Raw genomic sequence first — 14158 nt, 5'->3', positions numbered from 1 at the left:
TCCATGTCGGCCTCGGTCTTGTGGGCGATACTGGGATCGAACCAGTGACCCCTTCGGTGTGAACGAAGTGCTCTCCCGCTGAGCTAATCGCCCGGGACGCCATGAACCTTACCGCCCAAGGGGCGTGCCGTTCAAACGACATGTCCCGCGTCGGCGGCGAGCCGGGCCAGCAGTCCGAGGCGGCCGGCGCGCATCATCAGCGCGTGGTTGACGATGAAGAACGGCCGGCCCGGCACCGACAGCAGCCGCATCAGGAGCTTGCGGACCACGACCTCCTGCTCGAACTCCAGCCGGGTGCCGGTGGCGCGGTCGCCGGCGCGGATCGTCCACCGCACCCAGCCCTCCAGGTCACCGGTCATGGCGACCTCCAGGACCCGGTTGCCGGGGTCGTGCCGGGTGGAGCGGGCGGTGACGATCAGGTCGTACGGGAGCATGGAGCGAAAGCGCAGGATCCCGCTGGTCTCACCGGTCTGCCGCACTTCGCGTACCTGCGGCCACCACAGGGGGTAGTGGTCGGGCCGTTCCAGGACGCGGTAGACGGCGTCGGGTTCCGCGTCGAGGTGCCACGCGCTACGGAATCGGTAGTGACTCCAGTCCATACGGCAAGTGTGCGCGAGGACCGGGTCGCACGGGGGCAGAACGTGAAGGTGTGACGCACAACGCGAGGATCCCGGAGACCGGTGACACGGTCTCCGGGATCCTCGACCCGGGTGGGCGATACTGGGATCGAACCAGTGACCCCTTCGGTGTGAACGAAGTGCTCTCCCGCTGAGCTAATCGCCCCGGCGTGCGGACAACATTACCGCACCCGATCACCGCTCCCGACCACGTCACCGGTCGGCGGGCGCCCCCGCCGGCTCACTCCTTGCCCCGGGTCGCCGCGCCGTCCTTGAACCGCCGCCTGGCGGCCTTCGCCGCAGCGCCCGCCTTGTGCTTGGTCCACGACAGCGCCCGCTGGGCCCAGTGGAACTCGGTGCCCCAGATCGCCACGCCCCCGAAGATGACCAGCCAGCCGGGTCCGGGCAGCGGCAGCAGGATGATCCCGCCGATCACGACCGCGAGGCCGACGACGAAGACACCGCACTGCCAGGCCAGGTGCAGCGACCGGGTCCGCCGGATGAAGGCGGGCGCCCGCGAGCCGATACCGGAACCCCCGGCGTCCTCGGGGCCGCCGGGATGGTGGGAATCGGCGACGCCCCCGGAATCACCGGAATCCGTGGCCACGACTCCGCCGCTGTCGTCACTCTCCGCAGTCATGCATCCCAAAATACCGGATGCCAGGCGCTCACCGAAATGGCCGTCCCGCAGGTCCGCGCGCTGGGCCGGACGAGGTACCAGAAGCCGCACAAACCCCTCAGAGGGGTTTACAACGTCCGCGCAGGTGGCATGTCGATTTCGCCGACGTGCGAATCCCCGAGCGCACACTGAGCGAAAGGCCTTGGCGCTTATGAACACCACGGTCAGCTGCGAGCTGCACCTGCGCCTCGTTGTGTCGAGCGAATCCTCACTGCCTGTACCCGCGGGCTTGCGGTACGACACGGCCGATCCGTATGCCGTGCACGCCACCTTCCACACCGGAGCCGAAGAGACGGTCGAATGGGTGTTCGCCCGCGACCTGCTCGCCGAGGGGCTGCACCGCCCCACCGGTACCGGCGACGTCCGAGTCTGGCCGTCCCGCAGCCACGGTCAGGGCGTCGTGTGCATCGCCCTCAGCTCCCCGGAGGGCGAAGCTCTGCTCGAAGCCCCGGCGCGGGCCCTGGAGTCCTTCCTGAAGCGGACGGACGCCGCGGTGCCGCCGGGCACCGAGCATCGTCACTTCGATCTCGACACCGAGCTCTCGCACATCCTCGCGGAGAGCTGAGCCCGTATCCCCGTCGTCCGCGGCCGTCCTACTCGGGGGGACCGCCCGGACCGCAAGCCAGCCGCACCGGACCGGGGCCCGTCTCGCCCCACCGTCCGGCGCCGACCGGCCGGAGCCGTCACTGTGGACCAGAACCCGCGGTGGCGGCTCTCGCACGCTAAAGTCACCGGAACCGCAGCCGCCACACCCCGCCGGCAGGGAGCGTTCCGTGCTGATCAACCATGACACCAGGTGCGCGCTGGACAGCGTGGTGGACCTGGTCAACACCCAGCCGCAGATCGAGGGGCGCGAATCGCTCGGCGACGTCGCGGCCCTGCGCGGCTTCGTGGAGCGCAACCGGGTCAGCGAGGTCGGAAGGCTCGACCAGCGCGACGTGGCCGCCGTACAGGCGGTACGGGCCAGGTTCACCGAGGTGTTCGCCGCGACCGACGACGCCGGGGCGGCCACCAAGCTCAACGCGATGATCGCCGAGGCCGGCACCACGCCGCGGCTGACCGACCACGACGGCTACGACTGGCATGTGCACTACTTCGCGCCGGGCGCCTCGCTCGCCGACCACCTCGCCGCGGACTGCGGCATGGCACTGGCCTTCCTGATCGTCGGAGGCGAACGGGAGCGGCTGCGCCGGTGCGACGCCCCGAACTGCCGCCGCGCCTTCGTGGACCTCTCCCGCAACCGCTCCCGCCGCTACTGCGACAGCCGCACCTGCGGCAACCGGCTGCACGTCGCCGCGTACCGGGCCCGGCGCCGCGAGGCCGCCGCCTCCTGATCCGGGCCGCCGCGGACGCCGCTCCCCGACCGCCGCGCGGCTCACAGACAGAGCAGGTCCCACGCGGCTCCTCCGCCGATCAGCCCGCCGATCACCGACAGGAAGAGCATCAGCGGCGGCTGCGACAACGCGTACAGGCATCCCTTCGGCTGCTCGCCGTCGGCGGCTTCGGGGTGCTCCGGAGGGACGGCTGAGCAATCCCCTCCACCGACCACCGTCGGCCCCGCGGCGCGGGCGACGGTGGCCGGTGAAGGTGGTTCGGCACGGTCCGCCGCCGTGGTGGCGAGGCGGTCCCCAGAGGTCTGCAGCACAGCCAGATGATCGCGCAGCCCAAGATCGCGTGTGGCCCAACACGCGGAGTTTACAAGCCTGTTTACCTGCGTCTCGGATACCGGAATCCGAGAGCTGAGACGCACTGTCTCAGATACCGTGCGCAGTTTGCGGTCCGCGGGTCCACCGGTCAGATTCCCCGGCGGCGGAGGATCTCCTCGACGTCGGCGAAGTCCGAGAGGCCGATCTCCGAGTCGGCGCCGCGCTGGACGGCGGGGCGGGCGGTGGACGCCCCGGGCACGCCGGCCGGGGGCTGGGCGGCGCCCTTGCGGACCGATGCGCGGGCGGCGATCAGGCGGGTGATGCCGTAGAGGAGGGCCGAGCAGGCGAGCACGGCGAAGCCGAGCCAGACCGTGGGATCGAAGACGAGATCGGCGGCCCAGTCGCCGAACGCCGTGCCGATCCTGCGGGCGAGGGTGACCAGTCCGGCCAGGGCCAGGCCGAGCGGGAGCAGGGCGAGCGCGGCGATCCGGGTGGCCCGCAGGTAGCGGCTCCGGTAGGCGGTCCGGAAGGCGACAGCCAGCCCCACCGCGGACAGTACGGCGCACAGTGTCGTGGTCAGCATTCGGCGACTCCCCAGGGCCGGTCGGGCACTCCTTGTCCCCCATCGTCCCTCGCCGCCCCTGGCACCGGCCACGGGCCCGGGATGGGTTCCGGGGTATTTCGGGGCCGCCTCCTCCGCGAGTGGGAGACTGACCGCATGACTCACCCCGCTCCCCCCGTCGTACTCGAAGTCTGGTGCGAGTTGCAGTGCCCCGACTGCCGGACCGCCCTGGCCGATCTGGCCGCGCTGCGCGCGCGGTACGGGGACGCGCTCGACATCCAGTTGCGCCACTTCCCGCTGGAGAGGCACCGGCACGCCCTCGCGGCGGCGCAGGCGTACGAGGAGGCGTACGCGCAGGGGCAGGCGTGGCCGTACGCGGAGGCGGTGCTGGCACGGGTCGAGGAGCTGGCCGGGCGCGGCGAGCCGGTGCTGGTGGAGGTGGCGCGGGAGCTCGGCCTGGACGCGGACGAGGTGGACACCGCGCTGATCGACGGCCGCCATCTGCTGGTGGTCGACTCCGACCAGGCCGAGGGCAAGGCGATCGGCGTGACCGGCACGCCGACGTACGTGATCGGCGGCGAGGTGCTGGACGGCTCGAAGAGCCAGGCGGGGCTGCGCGAGCGGATCGAGGAGATCGCGGACGGGCTGCTGGCCGGGCGTACGTGAAGAGGCCCGCGGGACAAGGGGCCGGCGGGACAGCACCGCCGTGAAATGCCCGCGGGGGCGGGGCCCGGCGGGAAAAGACCGGCGGGAAGGGCTGGCGGGAAAAGGCCCTGCGGGACAGGGCCCCCAGGAGAGGGCCGGTGCGAAAAGGCCTGCGGGACAGGGCCGCGCCCAAGAGCCCGCGTGCCTCACCGGAACACGTCGAGCGTCTTCGCGAAGTACCGCTCGACCGTCCGGTACCCCAGCGACTCGTACAGCCGCACCGCGGGCGTGTTCGCGACGAAGACGTTGAGGCCGAGCGTGGTGGTGCCCGCGTCCAGGCAGGCGTTCTCCGCGCCGAGCATCAGCGTCCTGCCGTGGCCGCGGCCACGGTGCGCGGTCTCGACGTCGACGGCGAGCACCCAGGCCGGTTCCAGGGTGCGCACCAGCAGGCAGCCGACGGTCCGGCCGTCGTGGTCGAGGGCGAGCAGCGCGGTGCCGGGGGTGGCCAGGCCCTGCGGCAGCACCTCCCGCAGCGCGGCGGACTCCCGGGCCTCGGCCTGGTCGCGGGGGACGCCGCGGTCGGTCAGGGCGGCGATGAACTCCTCGCGTTCACGCTCCCGCCAGGGGCCGAACCCGGCCTCGCTGAGGGGGCGCAGCACGCTGCCGGGCGGCAGGGCGCGGCGGGCGCCGTCGAGTTCCTTGGCCAGGTGGCGGTTGCCTTCGACGTAGCCGAGCGAGGCGGCGAGCCGCAGTGCGTACGTCGCGTCGGCCGGCACCGCGATCTCCACTCGCGTGCAGCCCCAGGAGCGCAGCACCTCCTCGCCGGCCAGCGCGGCGACGGTGCCCCGGCCGCGCCGCCGTTCCCCCTCGTCGACGGCGAGCCCCTCGATACGGCCGACGGTCGGGCCGAACCGCGGGTCCGTGGTCAGCTCCACACGGCCGACCGGGCGGCTGTTGACGCACACGGAATACGTACGGGCCCGCGCCCCGTCCACCGTGCGCCGCTCGGGCCCGTCGGGTCTCAGCGTCGTCGTCATGGTCACGCTCCCCGGGATGGTCGCCGCACCGGTCATGTGACGTTCTACCCTGCCCGGGCCGCCCCGGGCAGCGTGGTCAGGAATGACGGGGCGGCGGTCCCGGCCGGTTACGGGTTCGGGTCCGCCGCCGACCGCTCGGCGAAGACCTGCATCGCCTTGGCGGTGACCGGACCCGGGGCGCCGGACAGTTCGCGCGCGTCCACCCGCCGTACCGCCTGCACGTCGCGCAGGGAGGAGGTCAGGAAGATCTCCTCGGCCTCGGCGAGCACGCCGAGCGGCAGGTCGGCCTCCTCGGCGCCGGCCCAGTCGATGACCAGTTCGCGGGTGATGCCGGCCAGGCAGCCGGAGCTGAGCGGCGGGGTGAGCAGCCGCCCGCCGAGGACCACGAAGACGTTGGAGCCGGTGCCCTCGCAGAGCCGGCCCTGGGTGTTGCCGAACAGCGCCTCGGAGGCGCCCTGCTCGCGGGCGCGGGCAAGCGCGACGACGTTCTCCCCGTAGGAGGTGGTCTTCAGTCCGGTGAGGGCGCCGCGTTCGTTACGGGTCCAGGGCACGGTGACGACGGCGGAGGGCCCCGTGCCGAGGGTGGCCGTGCCGAGGGCGACGACCAGTGTGGCTCCCGCGTCGCCGCGCTCGGAGCCGAGCGGGGACGGGCCGCCGGTGTAGGTGACGCGCAGCCGGCCGGCGGGCATCGGGTTGGCGTCGATCACGGCCTCGCAGGCCCGGGCGACCTCGTCCAGGTCCGGCTCGGGCAGGCCGAGGCCGCGGGCGGACCGGGCCAGCCGCTTGAGATGGCGGGTCGTCGCGAAGGCCCGGCCGTCGACGACCTTGACGGTCTCGAAGACTCCGTCGCCGACCGTGAGTCCGTGGTCGAGCACCGAAACCGTGGCGTCCCCGGTCTCCCGCAGCCCGCCGTCCACCCAGATCCTCACCGCAGCATCCCTCCGCTTGCCTCGTGTACCTCCGACGCTACCGCCAGCAGCCGGGCGGCCTTCAACCGCGTCTCCGCCCACTCGCCGGCCGGGTCGGAGCCCCAGGTGATGCCGGCCCCGGTGCCGAACCGCAGCACCGGGCCGGGCCCGGTGCGGTCGATCCAGAACGTGCGGATGCCGACGGCGAGTTCGGCGGTGCGCCGGTCGGCGTCCACCCAGCCGATCGCGCCGCAGTACGGGCCGCGGGGCGCCGTCTCCAGCTCGCCGATGATCCGCAGCGCGCTGGACTTGGGCGCGCCGGTGACCGAGCCGGGCGGGAAGGCGGCGGCGAACAGCTCCGGCCAGCCGGCGTCCGGGCGCAGCTCGCCGCGGACCGTGGAGACCAGGTGGACCAGGCCCGGGTGCGCCTCCACCGCGCACAGCGCGGGCACGGTCACCGTGCCGGTGGCACAGACCCGGCCCAGGTCGTTGCGGACCAGGTCGACGATCATGACGTTTTCCGCGTGGTCCTTGGGGAGCAGGTCGGCGGCGGTGCGGCCGGTGCCCTTGATCGGGCCGGACTCGACGGTACGGCCGTCGCGGCGGAGGAAGAGCTCCGGGGAGGCGGTGGCGATCTCGACGCCGTGCGCGGGCAGGCGGATCGTTCCGGCGTACGGGGCCGGGTTGCCGTGGGCCAGGGCGGCGGTCAGCGCGTCGATGTCGTGGGCGTCGCCGCCGGGGCCCTGTTCGGGCAGCGGCGCGCCGAGTACGCGGCAGAGGTTGACCTGGTAGACCTCGCCGGTCGCGATCCGCTCGCGGATGGTCCGCACGCCCCGCTCGTACGCCGTCCGGTCCATGGACGAGGTCCAGGCGCCCGGGTCGGGGCCGCGCCAGCGGGGGCCCGCGGCCGGGCCCGCGGAAGCCCGGCGGACGTCCCCGAAGCGGGCGCAGACCGTACGGCCCTCGAAGCCGGCGGCGACCGCCCAGAAGCCGGAGGAGTCGAGCGCGCCGAGGTCGGTGGTGACATCGCGCAGGTCGGAGGCGACGAGGCCGCCGAAACGGGCCATGGGGGCGAGGTCGCGCACGCTGCTTCCCTGGTGAGGTGAGAGGGCTTCCCCCGTGGATGGGGCAGGCCACGGCCGAGTCTAGGCGTGGTCCGGGCGGGGGTGTCCGGCGGCGGCCCGCCCGTCAACTGCGCGTCATTGCCCCGGCACGCTGCGGAAACCGGTTTTTGAGCTGGACCCGGAATCCGCTAGAGTTCAACCCGTCGCCCCGGAACATGTTTCGAGGCAGCCCTGCGGACGTGGCTCAGTTGGTAGAGCATCACCTTGCCAAGGTGAGGGTCGCGAGTTCGAATCTCGTCGTCCGCTCGATGTGGGGGATCTTCCCGAACCCCCGCTGTGTTGGTGGAGTGGCCGAGAGGCGAGGCAACGGCCTGCAAAGCCGTCTACACGGGTTCAAATCCCGTCTCCACCTCCAAGGACGATTAGCTCAGCGGGAGAGCGCTTCCCTGACACGGAAGAGGTCACTGGTTCAATCCCAGTATCGTCCACTGGACCCCTGCGGGTCCTGGCAGGAAACCCCGCGCGATTAGCTCAGCGGGAGAGCGCTTCCCTGACACGGAAGAGGTCACTGGTTCAATCCCAGTATCGCGTACGCGGCACCCGCAGCACGGAGGACGATTAGCTCAGCGGGAGAGCGCTTCCCTGACACGGAAGAGGTGACTGGTTCAATCCCAGTATCGTCCACGCACGGCGCGTAGCCCGGAGGGCCGGAAGCGATCAGCTTCCGGCCCTCGGTCGTGTCCGGGCTCCCGGGAGCCGGACCCGCCTCCCGGGAGCCCGGCTGGGCTCGCGGGGGTCGTGGCTACGAGGAGAACAGCATGCGGGCGAAGCCGTGCCGCCCGCCGTGGCCGTAGTGCCCGCCGCCGTGGTGCCCGCCGTGCTGCGGGGCGCCCCAGGCGGGCTGGGCGGGCTGCGGGTACGCGGGCGGCGCGGGGTACGCCTGCGGCGGCGAGGCGGGCTGGGTCCACTTGCCCTCGAGCTGGGTCAGCGCCTCCAGCTCGCCGTAGTCCAGGAAGATGCCGCGGCAGTTGCCGCACTGCTCGATCTGGACGCCGTTGCGGTTGTACGTCTGCATGTGGCCGTGACACTTGGGGCAGACCATGGTCGGTTCGTCTCCTCGCGATAAGGGGTGCAATCACTGTAGTTGGGCGATACGGGCGCAGGCGCCGATCAGTTGCGACTCGGCCTCGTCCGGTTCCCGCCCGTCGCGGGCGGCCTTGGCGACCGCGGTCGCCGCCGACTGTACGGCGAGGGCCCGGGCGGGCACGTCCAGGTCCCGCCACGGATCGCCCGCGGCGGCCACCGCGCGGCCACCGGCCGCCCGGTACGCGTCCAGGAACCGCGCCCACGTGCCCGGTGCCAGCAGCCCGGCGCCGAACCACATCGCCGGCCGCGCCAGATCCCACGCGGGGTCCCCGACCCCCAGATCGTCCACGTCGATCAGCCGCCACCCGGCGGGCGCGGGAGGGTACGCGCGAGGGCCCGGAAGCGGACCGTCCCCGGCGGGCGGCGGGGGAACCCGTCCCTCCGCCTGCGCGTGGACGAGCTGACCGAGGTGCCAGTCGCCGTGGCAGAGGGCGGAGCGGCCCTCGTACGGGGCCTCGTCGCGGGCCCAGGCGGGGAGGCGGCGCCAGGCCCGCCGTACGGTTCGGGCGGCGGCGGAGTCCGGTGCGCCCCGCAGCCGGGCCATCGCCCCGGCCACCTTCGCGGGTCCCCGCATCGGTGGCAGCGGCCCCGGGAGGTCGTCCGGGGGAATCGCGTGCAACCGTGCCAGCAGCGTGGCCGCCTCCTCCCAGGGCGCGGCCTCCGGCTCCCCCGGATCGACGGGCACGCCGTACGGCCACACGCTCACGGCCCGCCCCTCCAGCACGGCGGGCTCGACCCCGTACGGCGGCAACAGGACGCCCCGCGACAGCGGGTGCGCCGCGACACCGAGCCGCACCCGCAGCGCCCCGGTGTCCGTACCCGGCGGGTGGGCCTTCGCGACCGCGCCGCCGACCCGTACGACCGTGGCGTCGGCCCGCCGGGCCAGCACGGCGACCGCGCCGCCGTGGACGCCGGCAGGCCCCGCCTCGACCGGCCCCGCGCCGGCACGCGCGGCCGACGACGTCCCGCCCGGCACTCCGCCGCACGCGCCCGCAGGCTCGCCCGCCAGAGCCGCCAGCCCCCCGAGCCGCGCCACCAACCGGTCATCCGCGCCGTGGACCTCCCCCGGTGCCCCGCGCGCCCCGCCCACGTTCACCACGTCCTTCCCACGGCGCCGCTCCCGCGGGCGCGCGCCCCCCGCACCGGGGGTACCGGGACAGCGTAATGCCCGGGTATCGGCTGATACCCGGGCAACCGCAGTCGTCCGCCGTACCCCCGTCCCCACGGGGTGGTGCCGGTTGGTCCTGACCCGGACCGCTCTTCCGGGGTGGGGTGCTGGCTTCAGCGTCCCATCAGGCCGGCTACGGACGACACTTGGGTGACCACCGCGTCCACACCGCCGAAGAGGTAGACGAGGGGAGCGGCGAGCGGCAGCACCATGGCCGCCGCCACCAGCGGATGCCGGGTGGTGCGTGGGCGGGTGGCGGCTCGCGCGGTGCGCTGTGCCGTGTTCGCCATCGCTGACTCCCGACGTCCGCTGTGGTCAGGTCTTCTGTTGTTGTCCCGGTGTTCGCGCTGGTGGCGCAGCCGGAACCGGGCAGCGGCGGACGTTTGACCTCGGGGGACGAGTGCTTCGTCCGCCGCCTGAACTCAACAGTAGGTGCGCCCGAAGCTCCGGTCGTCACCCCCTCGTACCTCTTGACAGGCCTCCCGGAGGATGACTGCGGGCACCCCGGATACTCCCCTGGGTGGAGGGCGGGACCAGGTCTGGACGGGCTCCGGGTCCTCCCTGAGAGGGTTCCCGGCCCGGCCGAGCTCAGCCCACTACCCTGGCGCCCCGCGCCCGCCGTCAGCCCGCTTCCTGCCCGACCTCCCTCGGCACCGGCTGCTCGACCAGCGCGAGGACCCGGTTCGCCATGAAGCGCGCCGTGCGCACCACCGTGCCGCTGCGGGTCACTTCGCTCACCTCGACCACTCCGCGCCGCACCGCTGTCTCGACTCTGCCGCCGGCCCGGGTGGCCACCACTTCGTAGGTGCGGGTGGTGTCCCCCGCGTCGACGACTATCTCCACACGATCACCTTTCACGGCGTCACTCCCCCTTCGTGGAAGGACCGTTGGCGCATCGTGAGCGGGACTCCCGCACGTGGTCGGTCTTCCTGCTCGCTCCCTCCGAGCGCCGGTCCCGCTCCCTCCTCTCCAGGTTCCCACCCACCACTGACAATTCACGGCCCGTCGCCTGCGGGCCTTCAGCACGGACCGGGACCGGAGTCCGTAAGCTGTGGGCGGCCGACCGGTCAGTCAGCGGAGTGGAGTGGGGCCTCCCCACGGGAGGTAGGGGACATGGCGATGATGCGGCTCCGGCGAGAGGATCCGCGGGTCGTCGGCGCGTTCCGGCTGCACCGCCGGCTCGGCGCGGGCGGCATGGGCGTTGTGTACCTGGGCGCGGACAAGCGCGGGCAGCGAGTGGCGTTGAAGGTCATCCGGCCCGAACTCGCCGAGGACCAGGAGTTCAGATCGCGCTTCGCCCGCGAGGTGTCCGCCGCCCGGCGCATCCGCGGCGGGTGCACGGCCCGGCTGGTGGCCGCCGACCTGGAGGCCGAACGGCCCTGGTTCGCCACGCAGTACGTGCCCGGGCCCTCGCTGCACGACAAGGTGGCCGAACGCGGGGTGCTGCCCGCCGCCGAGGTCGCCTCGATCGGCGCGGCGCTGGCCGAGGGCCTGGTGGCGGTGCACGAGGCCGGCGTCGTACACCGTGACCTCAAACCGTCGAACATCCTGCTGTCACCCAAGGGTCCGCGCATCATCGACTTCGGCATCGCATGGGCGACCGGCGCGAGCACGCTCACCCACGTGGGTACGGCGGTCGGTTCGCCGGGGTTCCTCGCGCCCGAGCAGGTGCGGGGGGCGGCGGTGACACCGGCCACGGACGTGTTCGCGTTCGGCGCCACGCTGGCGTACGCGGCCACCGCCGACTCCCCGTTCGGCCAGGGCAGTTCCGAGGTGATGCTCTACCGGGTGGTGCACGAGGAGCCGGATCTGGCCGGTGTCCCGGACGCGCTGGCGCCGCTGGTGTACGCGTGCCTGGCCAAGGACCCGGAGGAACGGCCCAGCACCGCACAGCTCTCCGGGCGGCTGGCCGAGATCGCGGCCCGCGAGGCCCGCGGCATCGCCGCCCCGCGACGCGAGGGCGCCCCGAAGGCGCCGGGGCCGCACCCGGAGCGGCCGACCGGGCGGCGCGCGGACGAGTACGCGCAGCAGCGCACCGAGCGCCGTACGGCGTCCGGCCCGTCCACGGGCGGCGGCGCGCAGCGGTCCGGCGCGCGCACGCCGGCCTCGCGCCCGGCGGGCGCCCGCTCCTCGCAGCAGGACCGTTCACCGCGGCACACCTCCGGCTCGTACCAGGACCGCGCCGCGCGTCAGGACCGCCCCACGCATCCGTCACCGCGCACACCGGCCCGTACGCCGGCCGGGCGTCGTCCCGCGACCCGTTCCGGTCGGCTGATGCGGCAGCGGATCGTCGTCTTCGTGATCGTGACGCTGCTGGCGGCGGTGTGCATCGCGGCGTTGCAGGGGTGCCACCGGCTCACCGGCGCCATCGGCACGCCCGGCGCGCCGTCCGCCGCCCGCCTCGACGGCGGCGCGGGACCCGGCTCCGCCCGCTGACGCCGGCGAGGTCGCGTGCGGCACCCCGGGCAGACAACGGGCCCCGCCGGGCGAGGCGTGGCCGCACTCTCTACGCGCGGCGGGTGTTCACCGCGTAGAAGGCGACCGCCGCCGCGGCGGCGACGTTGAGGGAGTCGATGTCGTGGGACATCGGGATGCGGACCCGGGTGTCGGCGGCGGCGAGGGCGTGCGGGGTGAGGCCGGAGCCTTCCGCGCCGAGGAGGAGGGCGAGACGGGGGGGCGGGGTGAGGGTGGTGAGATCCGTCGCGTCCGGGGCCGGGGTGAGGGCGAGCACCGGGAAACCGGCGACGCGCACCACCGCGGTGAGATCCTGCGGCCAGGTGGTGAGGCGGGCGTAGGGGACGGAGAAGACCGCACCCATGGAGACCTTGACCGAGCGGCGGTACAGGGGATCGGCGCAGTCCGGGGAGAGCAGGACGGCGTCCATGCCGAGGGCGGCGGCGCTGCGGAAGATCGCGCCGATGTTGGTGTGGTCGTTGACCGCCTCCATCACCACCACCCGCCGCGCGGCGGCCAGCAGGTCCGCGGGGAAGGGCAGCGGTTTGCGGTGCATCGACGCGAGGGCGCCGCGGTGCACGTGGTAGCCGGTCACCTCCTCCGCCAGCGCGGGCGTGACCTCGTAGACCGGGGCCGTGGCCCCCTCGATGACGTCGCGCATCGGGTCGGTCCACTTGGGGGACAGCAGCATGGAGCGCATGCGGTAACCGGCGGCCAGGGCGCGGCGGATGACCTTCTCGCCCTCGGCGATGAAGAGACCTTCGGCGGGTTCGCGGCGGCGGCGCAGTTCGACGTCGGTGAGGGAGGTGTAGTCGGCGAGCCGCGGGTCGGCGGGGTCGTCGACGGTGATCGGTTCAGGCACGGTCCGCCGCCGCCGGGCCGACGGTGACCACCTCGCCGACGACGATGACGGCGGGCGGCCGTATGCCCTCCTCGGCAACGGTCCGCGCGACGGTGGCGAGCGTGGCGTCGACGCGGCGCTGCGCGGCCGTGGTGCCCTCCTGGATGACGGCGACCGGCGTGCCGGCGGACCGTCCGCCCGCGACCAGGGTGTCGGCGATGGCGCCGACCCGTTCGACGGCCATCAGCAGGACGAGGGTGCCGCGCAGCTTGGCCAGGGCCGTCCAGTCCACCAGGGAACGCGGGTCGTCGGGGGCGACGTGGCCACTGACCACGGTGAACTCGTGCGCGACGCCCCGGTGCGTCACGGGGATACCGGCGGCCCCGGGGACGCTGATGGAGCTGGAGATGCCGGGTACGACGGTGAAGGGGATACCGGCCTCGGCCAGCGCCTCGGCCTCCTCCATCCCGCGCCCGAAGACGTACGGGTCGCCGCCCTTGAGCCGTACGACGGCCTTGCCCGCCTTCGCGTGCTCGATCAGGGCCTCGTTGATCGCCTCCTGGGCCATGGCCCGGCCGTACGGTATCTTCGCCGCGTCGATCACCTGGACGTGCGGCGGGAGTTCGTCCAGCAGGTCGCGCGGGCCGAGGCGGTCGGCGATCACCACGTCGGCCTCGGCGAGCAGCCGCCGGCCGCGGACGGTGATCAGGTCGGGGTCGCCGGGGCCGCCCCCGACCAACGCGACGCCCGGCGTCCGGGCCCGGTGCTGCGGCGCCACCAGGGTGCCGTCCCGCAGCCCGGCGACCACCGCGTCCCGTACCGCGGCGGACCGGCGCGGGTCACGGCCGGTGAGTACGGCCACGGTCACGCCCTCGGTGCGGCCGGTCGCGGGGGTCCAGGCGGTTGCCGCGTCGGCGTCGTCGCTGCGTACACACCACACGCGCCGCGCCTCGGCTTCCGCGGAGGCGGCGGCGTTGGCGACCGGGTCGGTGGTGGCGATCAGGGCGTACCACGCCTCCGCGAGGTCGCCGTCCCGGTACGCGCGCCGTTCCCAGCGCAGCTCGCCGGCTGCCGCCATGGCCTCGACGGACGGTGTCGCGGACGGTGACAGCACGACGATGTCGGCTCCCGCCGACACCAGCGCGGGCAGCCGCCGCTGCGCCACCTGCCCGCCCCCGAGCACCACCACCCGCCTCCCGGCCAGCCGCAGTCCTACGGGGTACGCGGGCGCGTCATGACGTTCCATGGTGCGGCGGCTCCTTGCGAATTTCTTTTCCACGGTACGGGGGTGCCGGGCGTGCGCGGCCGGCACGCTCTTCCCGGGCTGGCTCCCAGGTTACGGTGCGGTGCGCCGCGCGGCTGCGGCGGGAACAGGGGCGCACCCGGGAGAA

General features: G+C 73.8%; 17 protein-coding genes and 7 tRNA genes. 9 read left to right on the top strand and 15 right to left on the bottom strand.

What is annotated here, in order from left to right; translation table 11 throughout:
- Nucleotides 1-21: 21 nt before the first annotated feature.
- From VIW71_RS06800 to VIW71_RS06785, 4 genes are all read right to left on the bottom strand, one after another.
- Nucleotides 22-93, bottom strand: a tRNA-Val gene (locus VIW71_RS06800).
- A gap of 38 nt (nt 94-131) precedes the next feature.
- A complete protein-coding gene (locus VIW71_RS06795) occupies nt 132-599 on the bottom strand; it encodes an SRPBCC family protein (protein WP_331621077.1) in 468 nt (155 codons plus the stop codon).
- Between the two features lie 112 nt (nt 600-711).
- Nucleotides 712-783: transfer RNA gene (locus VIW71_RS06790), tRNA-Val, on the bottom strand.
- Nucleotides 784-858: 75 nt separating this feature from the next.
- A complete protein-coding gene (locus VIW71_RS06785; RefSeq protein ID WP_331621076.1) occupies nt 859-1257 on the bottom strand; it encodes a TIGR02611 family protein in 399 nt (132 codons plus the stop codon).
- Between the two features lie 190 nt (nt 1258-1447).
- On the opposite strand from VIW71_RS06785, the gene VIW71_RS06780 reads away from it, so the two are divergent.
- Both VIW71_RS06780 and VIW71_RS06775 read left to right on the top strand, forming a co-directional pair.
- Entirely contained in the window at nt 1448-1861 is a 414-nt protein-coding gene (locus VIW71_RS06780) for an SsgA family sporulation/cell division regulator (RefSeq protein ID WP_003959770.1), read from the top strand.
- A gap of 208 nt (nt 1862-2069) precedes the next feature.
- The gene (locus VIW71_RS06775; RefSeq protein WP_331621075.1) at nt 2070-2630 is read left to right on the top strand and encodes a CGNR zinc finger domain-containing protein; all 561 of its coding nucleotides are present in this window, start codon (nt 2070-2072) and stop codon (nt 2628-2630) included.
- A gap of 41 nt (nt 2631-2671) precedes the next feature.
- Here the strand turns inward: VIW71_RS06775 and VIW71_RS06770 are convergent, their stop codons facing one another.
- Entirely contained in the window at nt 2672-2941 is a 270-nt protein-coding gene (locus tag VIW71_RS06770; protein WP_331621074.1) for a hypothetical protein, read from the bottom strand.
- A 149-nt stretch (nt 2942-3090) separates the two neighbouring features.
- Nucleotides 3091-3525: a hypothetical protein gene (locus VIW71_RS06765; RefSeq protein ID WP_331621073.1), complete on the bottom strand. Its 435-nt coding sequence runs from the start codon at nt 3523-3525 to the stop codon at nt 3091-3093.
- Nucleotides 3526-3660: 135 nt separating this feature from the next.
- Here VIW71_RS06765 and VIW71_RS06760 point away from each other — a divergent pair, with 135 nt between their 5' ends.
- Entirely contained in the window at nt 3661-4170 is a 510-nt protein-coding gene (locus tag VIW71_RS06760) for a DsbA family protein (protein ID WP_331621072.1), read from the top strand.
- 185 nt (nt 4171-4355) lie between these two features.
- On the opposite strand, the gene VIW71_RS06755 is transcribed toward VIW71_RS06760, so the two are convergent.
- From VIW71_RS06755 to VIW71_RS06745, 3 genes are all read right to left on the bottom strand, one after another.
- Nucleotides 4356-5186 carry a GNAT family N-acetyltransferase gene (locus VIW71_RS06755; RefSeq protein ID WP_331621071.1) on the bottom strand — a complete coding sequence of 277 codons (831 nt, stop codon included), beginning with the start codon at nt 5184-5186 and terminating at the stop codon, nt 4356-4358.
- A gap of 107 nt (nt 5187-5293) precedes the next feature.
- Complete coding sequence (locus VIW71_RS06750; protein ID WP_331621070.1) at nt 5294-6115, bottom strand: aminotransferase class IV; 822 nt, start codon at nt 6113-6115, stop codon at nt 5294-5296.
- The gene (locus VIW71_RS06745) at nt 6112-7179 is read right to left on the bottom strand and encodes a chorismate-binding protein (RefSeq protein ID WP_331621068.1); all 1068 of its coding nucleotides are present in this window, start codon (nt 7177-7179) and stop codon (nt 6112-6114) included. Before VIW71_RS06745 ends, VIW71_RS06750 begins: the two co-directional genes overlap by 4 nt.
- Nucleotides 7180-7391: 212 nt before the next feature.
- Here VIW71_RS06745 and VIW71_RS06740 point away from each other — a divergent pair.
- The 5 genes from VIW71_RS06740 to VIW71_RS06720 all read left to right on the top strand — a co-directional run bounded on the left by VIW71_RS06740 (nt 7392) and on the right by VIW71_RS06720 (nt 7842).
- Nucleotides 7392-7464 (top strand) — tRNA-Gly (locus tag VIW71_RS06740).
- Between the two features lie 35 nt (nt 7465-7499).
- Nucleotides 7500-7573: transfer RNA gene (locus VIW71_RS06735), tRNA-Cys, on the top strand.
- Between the two features lies 1 nt (nt 7574).
- Nucleotides 7575-7646, top strand: a tRNA-Val gene (locus VIW71_RS06730).
- Nucleotides 7647-7678: 32 nt separating this feature from the next.
- A tRNA-Val gene (locus VIW71_RS06725) sits at nt 7679-7750 on the top strand.
- A gap of 20 nt (nt 7751-7770) precedes the next feature.
- Nucleotides 7771-7842, top strand: a tRNA-Val gene (locus tag VIW71_RS06720).
- A 118-nt stretch (nt 7843-7960) separates the two neighbouring features.
- Here VIW71_RS06720 and VIW71_RS06715 read toward each other — a convergent pair.
- The 4 genes from VIW71_RS06715 to VIW71_RS06700 all read right to left on the bottom strand — a co-directional run bounded on the left by VIW71_RS06715 (nt 7961) and on the right by VIW71_RS06700 (nt 10330).
- Nucleotides 7961-8260 (bottom strand): zf-TFIIB domain-containing protein, encoded by a 300-nt coding sequence (locus VIW71_RS06715; protein ID WP_331621067.1) that lies wholly within the window; start codon nt 8258-8260, stop codon nt 7961-7963.
- 33 nt (nt 8261-8293) lie between these two features.
- Entirely contained in the window at nt 8294-9313 is a 1020-nt protein-coding gene (locus VIW71_RS06710; RefSeq protein ID WP_414720679.1) for a phosphotransferase family protein, read from the bottom strand.
- A 272-nt stretch (nt 9314-9585) separates the two neighbouring features.
- Nucleotides 9586-9762 carry a hypothetical protein gene (locus VIW71_RS06705; RefSeq protein ID WP_331621065.1) on the bottom strand — a complete coding sequence of 59 codons (177 nt, stop codon included), beginning with the start codon at nt 9760-9762 and terminating at the stop codon, nt 9586-9588.
- Between the two features lie 331 nt (nt 9763-10093).
- Nucleotides 10094-10330: a hypothetical protein gene (locus VIW71_RS06700; protein WP_331621064.1), complete on the bottom strand. Its 237-nt coding sequence runs from the start codon at nt 10328-10330 to the stop codon at nt 10094-10096.
- 255 nt (nt 10331-10585) lie between these two features.
- On the opposite strand from VIW71_RS06700, the gene VIW71_RS06695 reads away from it, so the two are divergent.
- The gene (locus tag VIW71_RS06695; protein WP_331621063.1) at nt 10586-11908 is read left to right on the top strand and encodes a serine/threonine-protein kinase; all 1323 of its coding nucleotides are present in this window, start codon (nt 10586-10588) and stop codon (nt 11906-11908) included.
- A gap of 70 nt (nt 11909-11978) precedes the next feature.
- On the opposite strand, the gene VIW71_RS06690 is transcribed toward VIW71_RS06695, so the two are convergent.
- Together VIW71_RS06690 and cobA are read right to left on the bottom strand one after the other, a co-directional pair.
- The gene (locus VIW71_RS06690; protein WP_331621062.1) at nt 11979-12788 is read right to left on the bottom strand and encodes a TrmH family RNA methyltransferase; all 810 of its coding nucleotides are present in this window, start codon (nt 12786-12788) and stop codon (nt 11979-11981) included.
- The gene (gene cobA / locus VIW71_RS06685) at nt 12781-14013 is read right to left on the bottom strand and encodes a uroporphyrinogen-III C-methyltransferase (protein WP_331621061.1); all 1233 of its coding nucleotides are present in this window, start codon (nt 14011-14013) and stop codon (nt 12781-12783) included. The genes VIW71_RS06690 and cobA overlap by 8 nt, the downstream gene beginning before the upstream one ends.
- Nucleotides 14014-14158 lie beyond the last annotated feature (145 nt).

Origin of the sequence: Streptomyces sp., from assembly GCF_036524955.1 — a bacterium.
Taxonomy (GTDB): domain Bacteria; phylum Actinomycetota; class Actinomycetes; order Streptomycetales; family Streptomycetaceae; genus Actinacidiphila.
This window is presented reverse-complemented; position numbering and strand designations above follow the sequence as displayed.

What these genes read in the sequence shown, in the direction of transcription:
- VIW71_RS06715 (WP_331621067.1), bottom strand. Translation starts at nt 8,260, where the DNA reads ATGGTCTGCCCCAAGTGTCACGGCCACATGCAGACGTACAACCGCAAC.
- VIW71_RS06795 (WP_331621077.1), bottom strand. Translation starts at nt 599, where the DNA reads ATGGACTGGAGTCACTACCGATTCCGTAGCGCGTGGCACCTCGACGCG.
- VIW71_RS06765 (WP_331621073.1), bottom strand. Translation starts at nt 3,525, where the DNA reads ATGCTGACCACGACACTGTGCGCCGTACTGTCCGCGGTGGGGCTGGCT.
- VIW71_RS06760 (WP_331621072.1), top strand. Translation starts at nt 3,661, where the DNA reads ATGACTCACCCCGCTCCCCCCGTCGTACTCGAAGTCTGGTGCGAGTTG.
- VIW71_RS06705 (WP_331621065.1), bottom strand. Translation starts at nt 9,762, where the DNA reads ATGGCGAACACGGCACAGCGCACCGCGCGAGCCGCCACCCGCCCACGC.
- VIW71_RS06755 (WP_331621071.1), bottom strand. Translation starts at nt 5,186, where the DNA reads ATGACGACGACGCTGAGACCCGACGGGCCCGAGCGGCGCACGGTGGAC.
- VIW71_RS06780 (WP_003959770.1), top strand. Translation starts at nt 1,448, where the DNA reads ATGAACACCACGGTCAGCTGCGAGCTGCACCTGCGCCTCGTTGTGTCG.
- VIW71_RS06785 (WP_331621076.1), bottom strand. Translation starts at nt 1,257, where the DNA reads ATGACTGCGGAGAGTGACGACAGCGGCGGAGTCGTGGCCACGGATTCC.
- VIW71_RS06695 (WP_331621063.1), top strand. Translation starts at nt 10,586, where the DNA reads ATGGCGATGATGCGGCTCCGGCGAGAGGATCCGCGGGTCGTCGGCGCG.
- cobA (WP_331621061.1), bottom strand. Translation starts at nt 14,013, where the DNA reads ATGGAACGTCATGACGCGCCCGCGTACCCCGTAGGACTGCGGCTGGCC.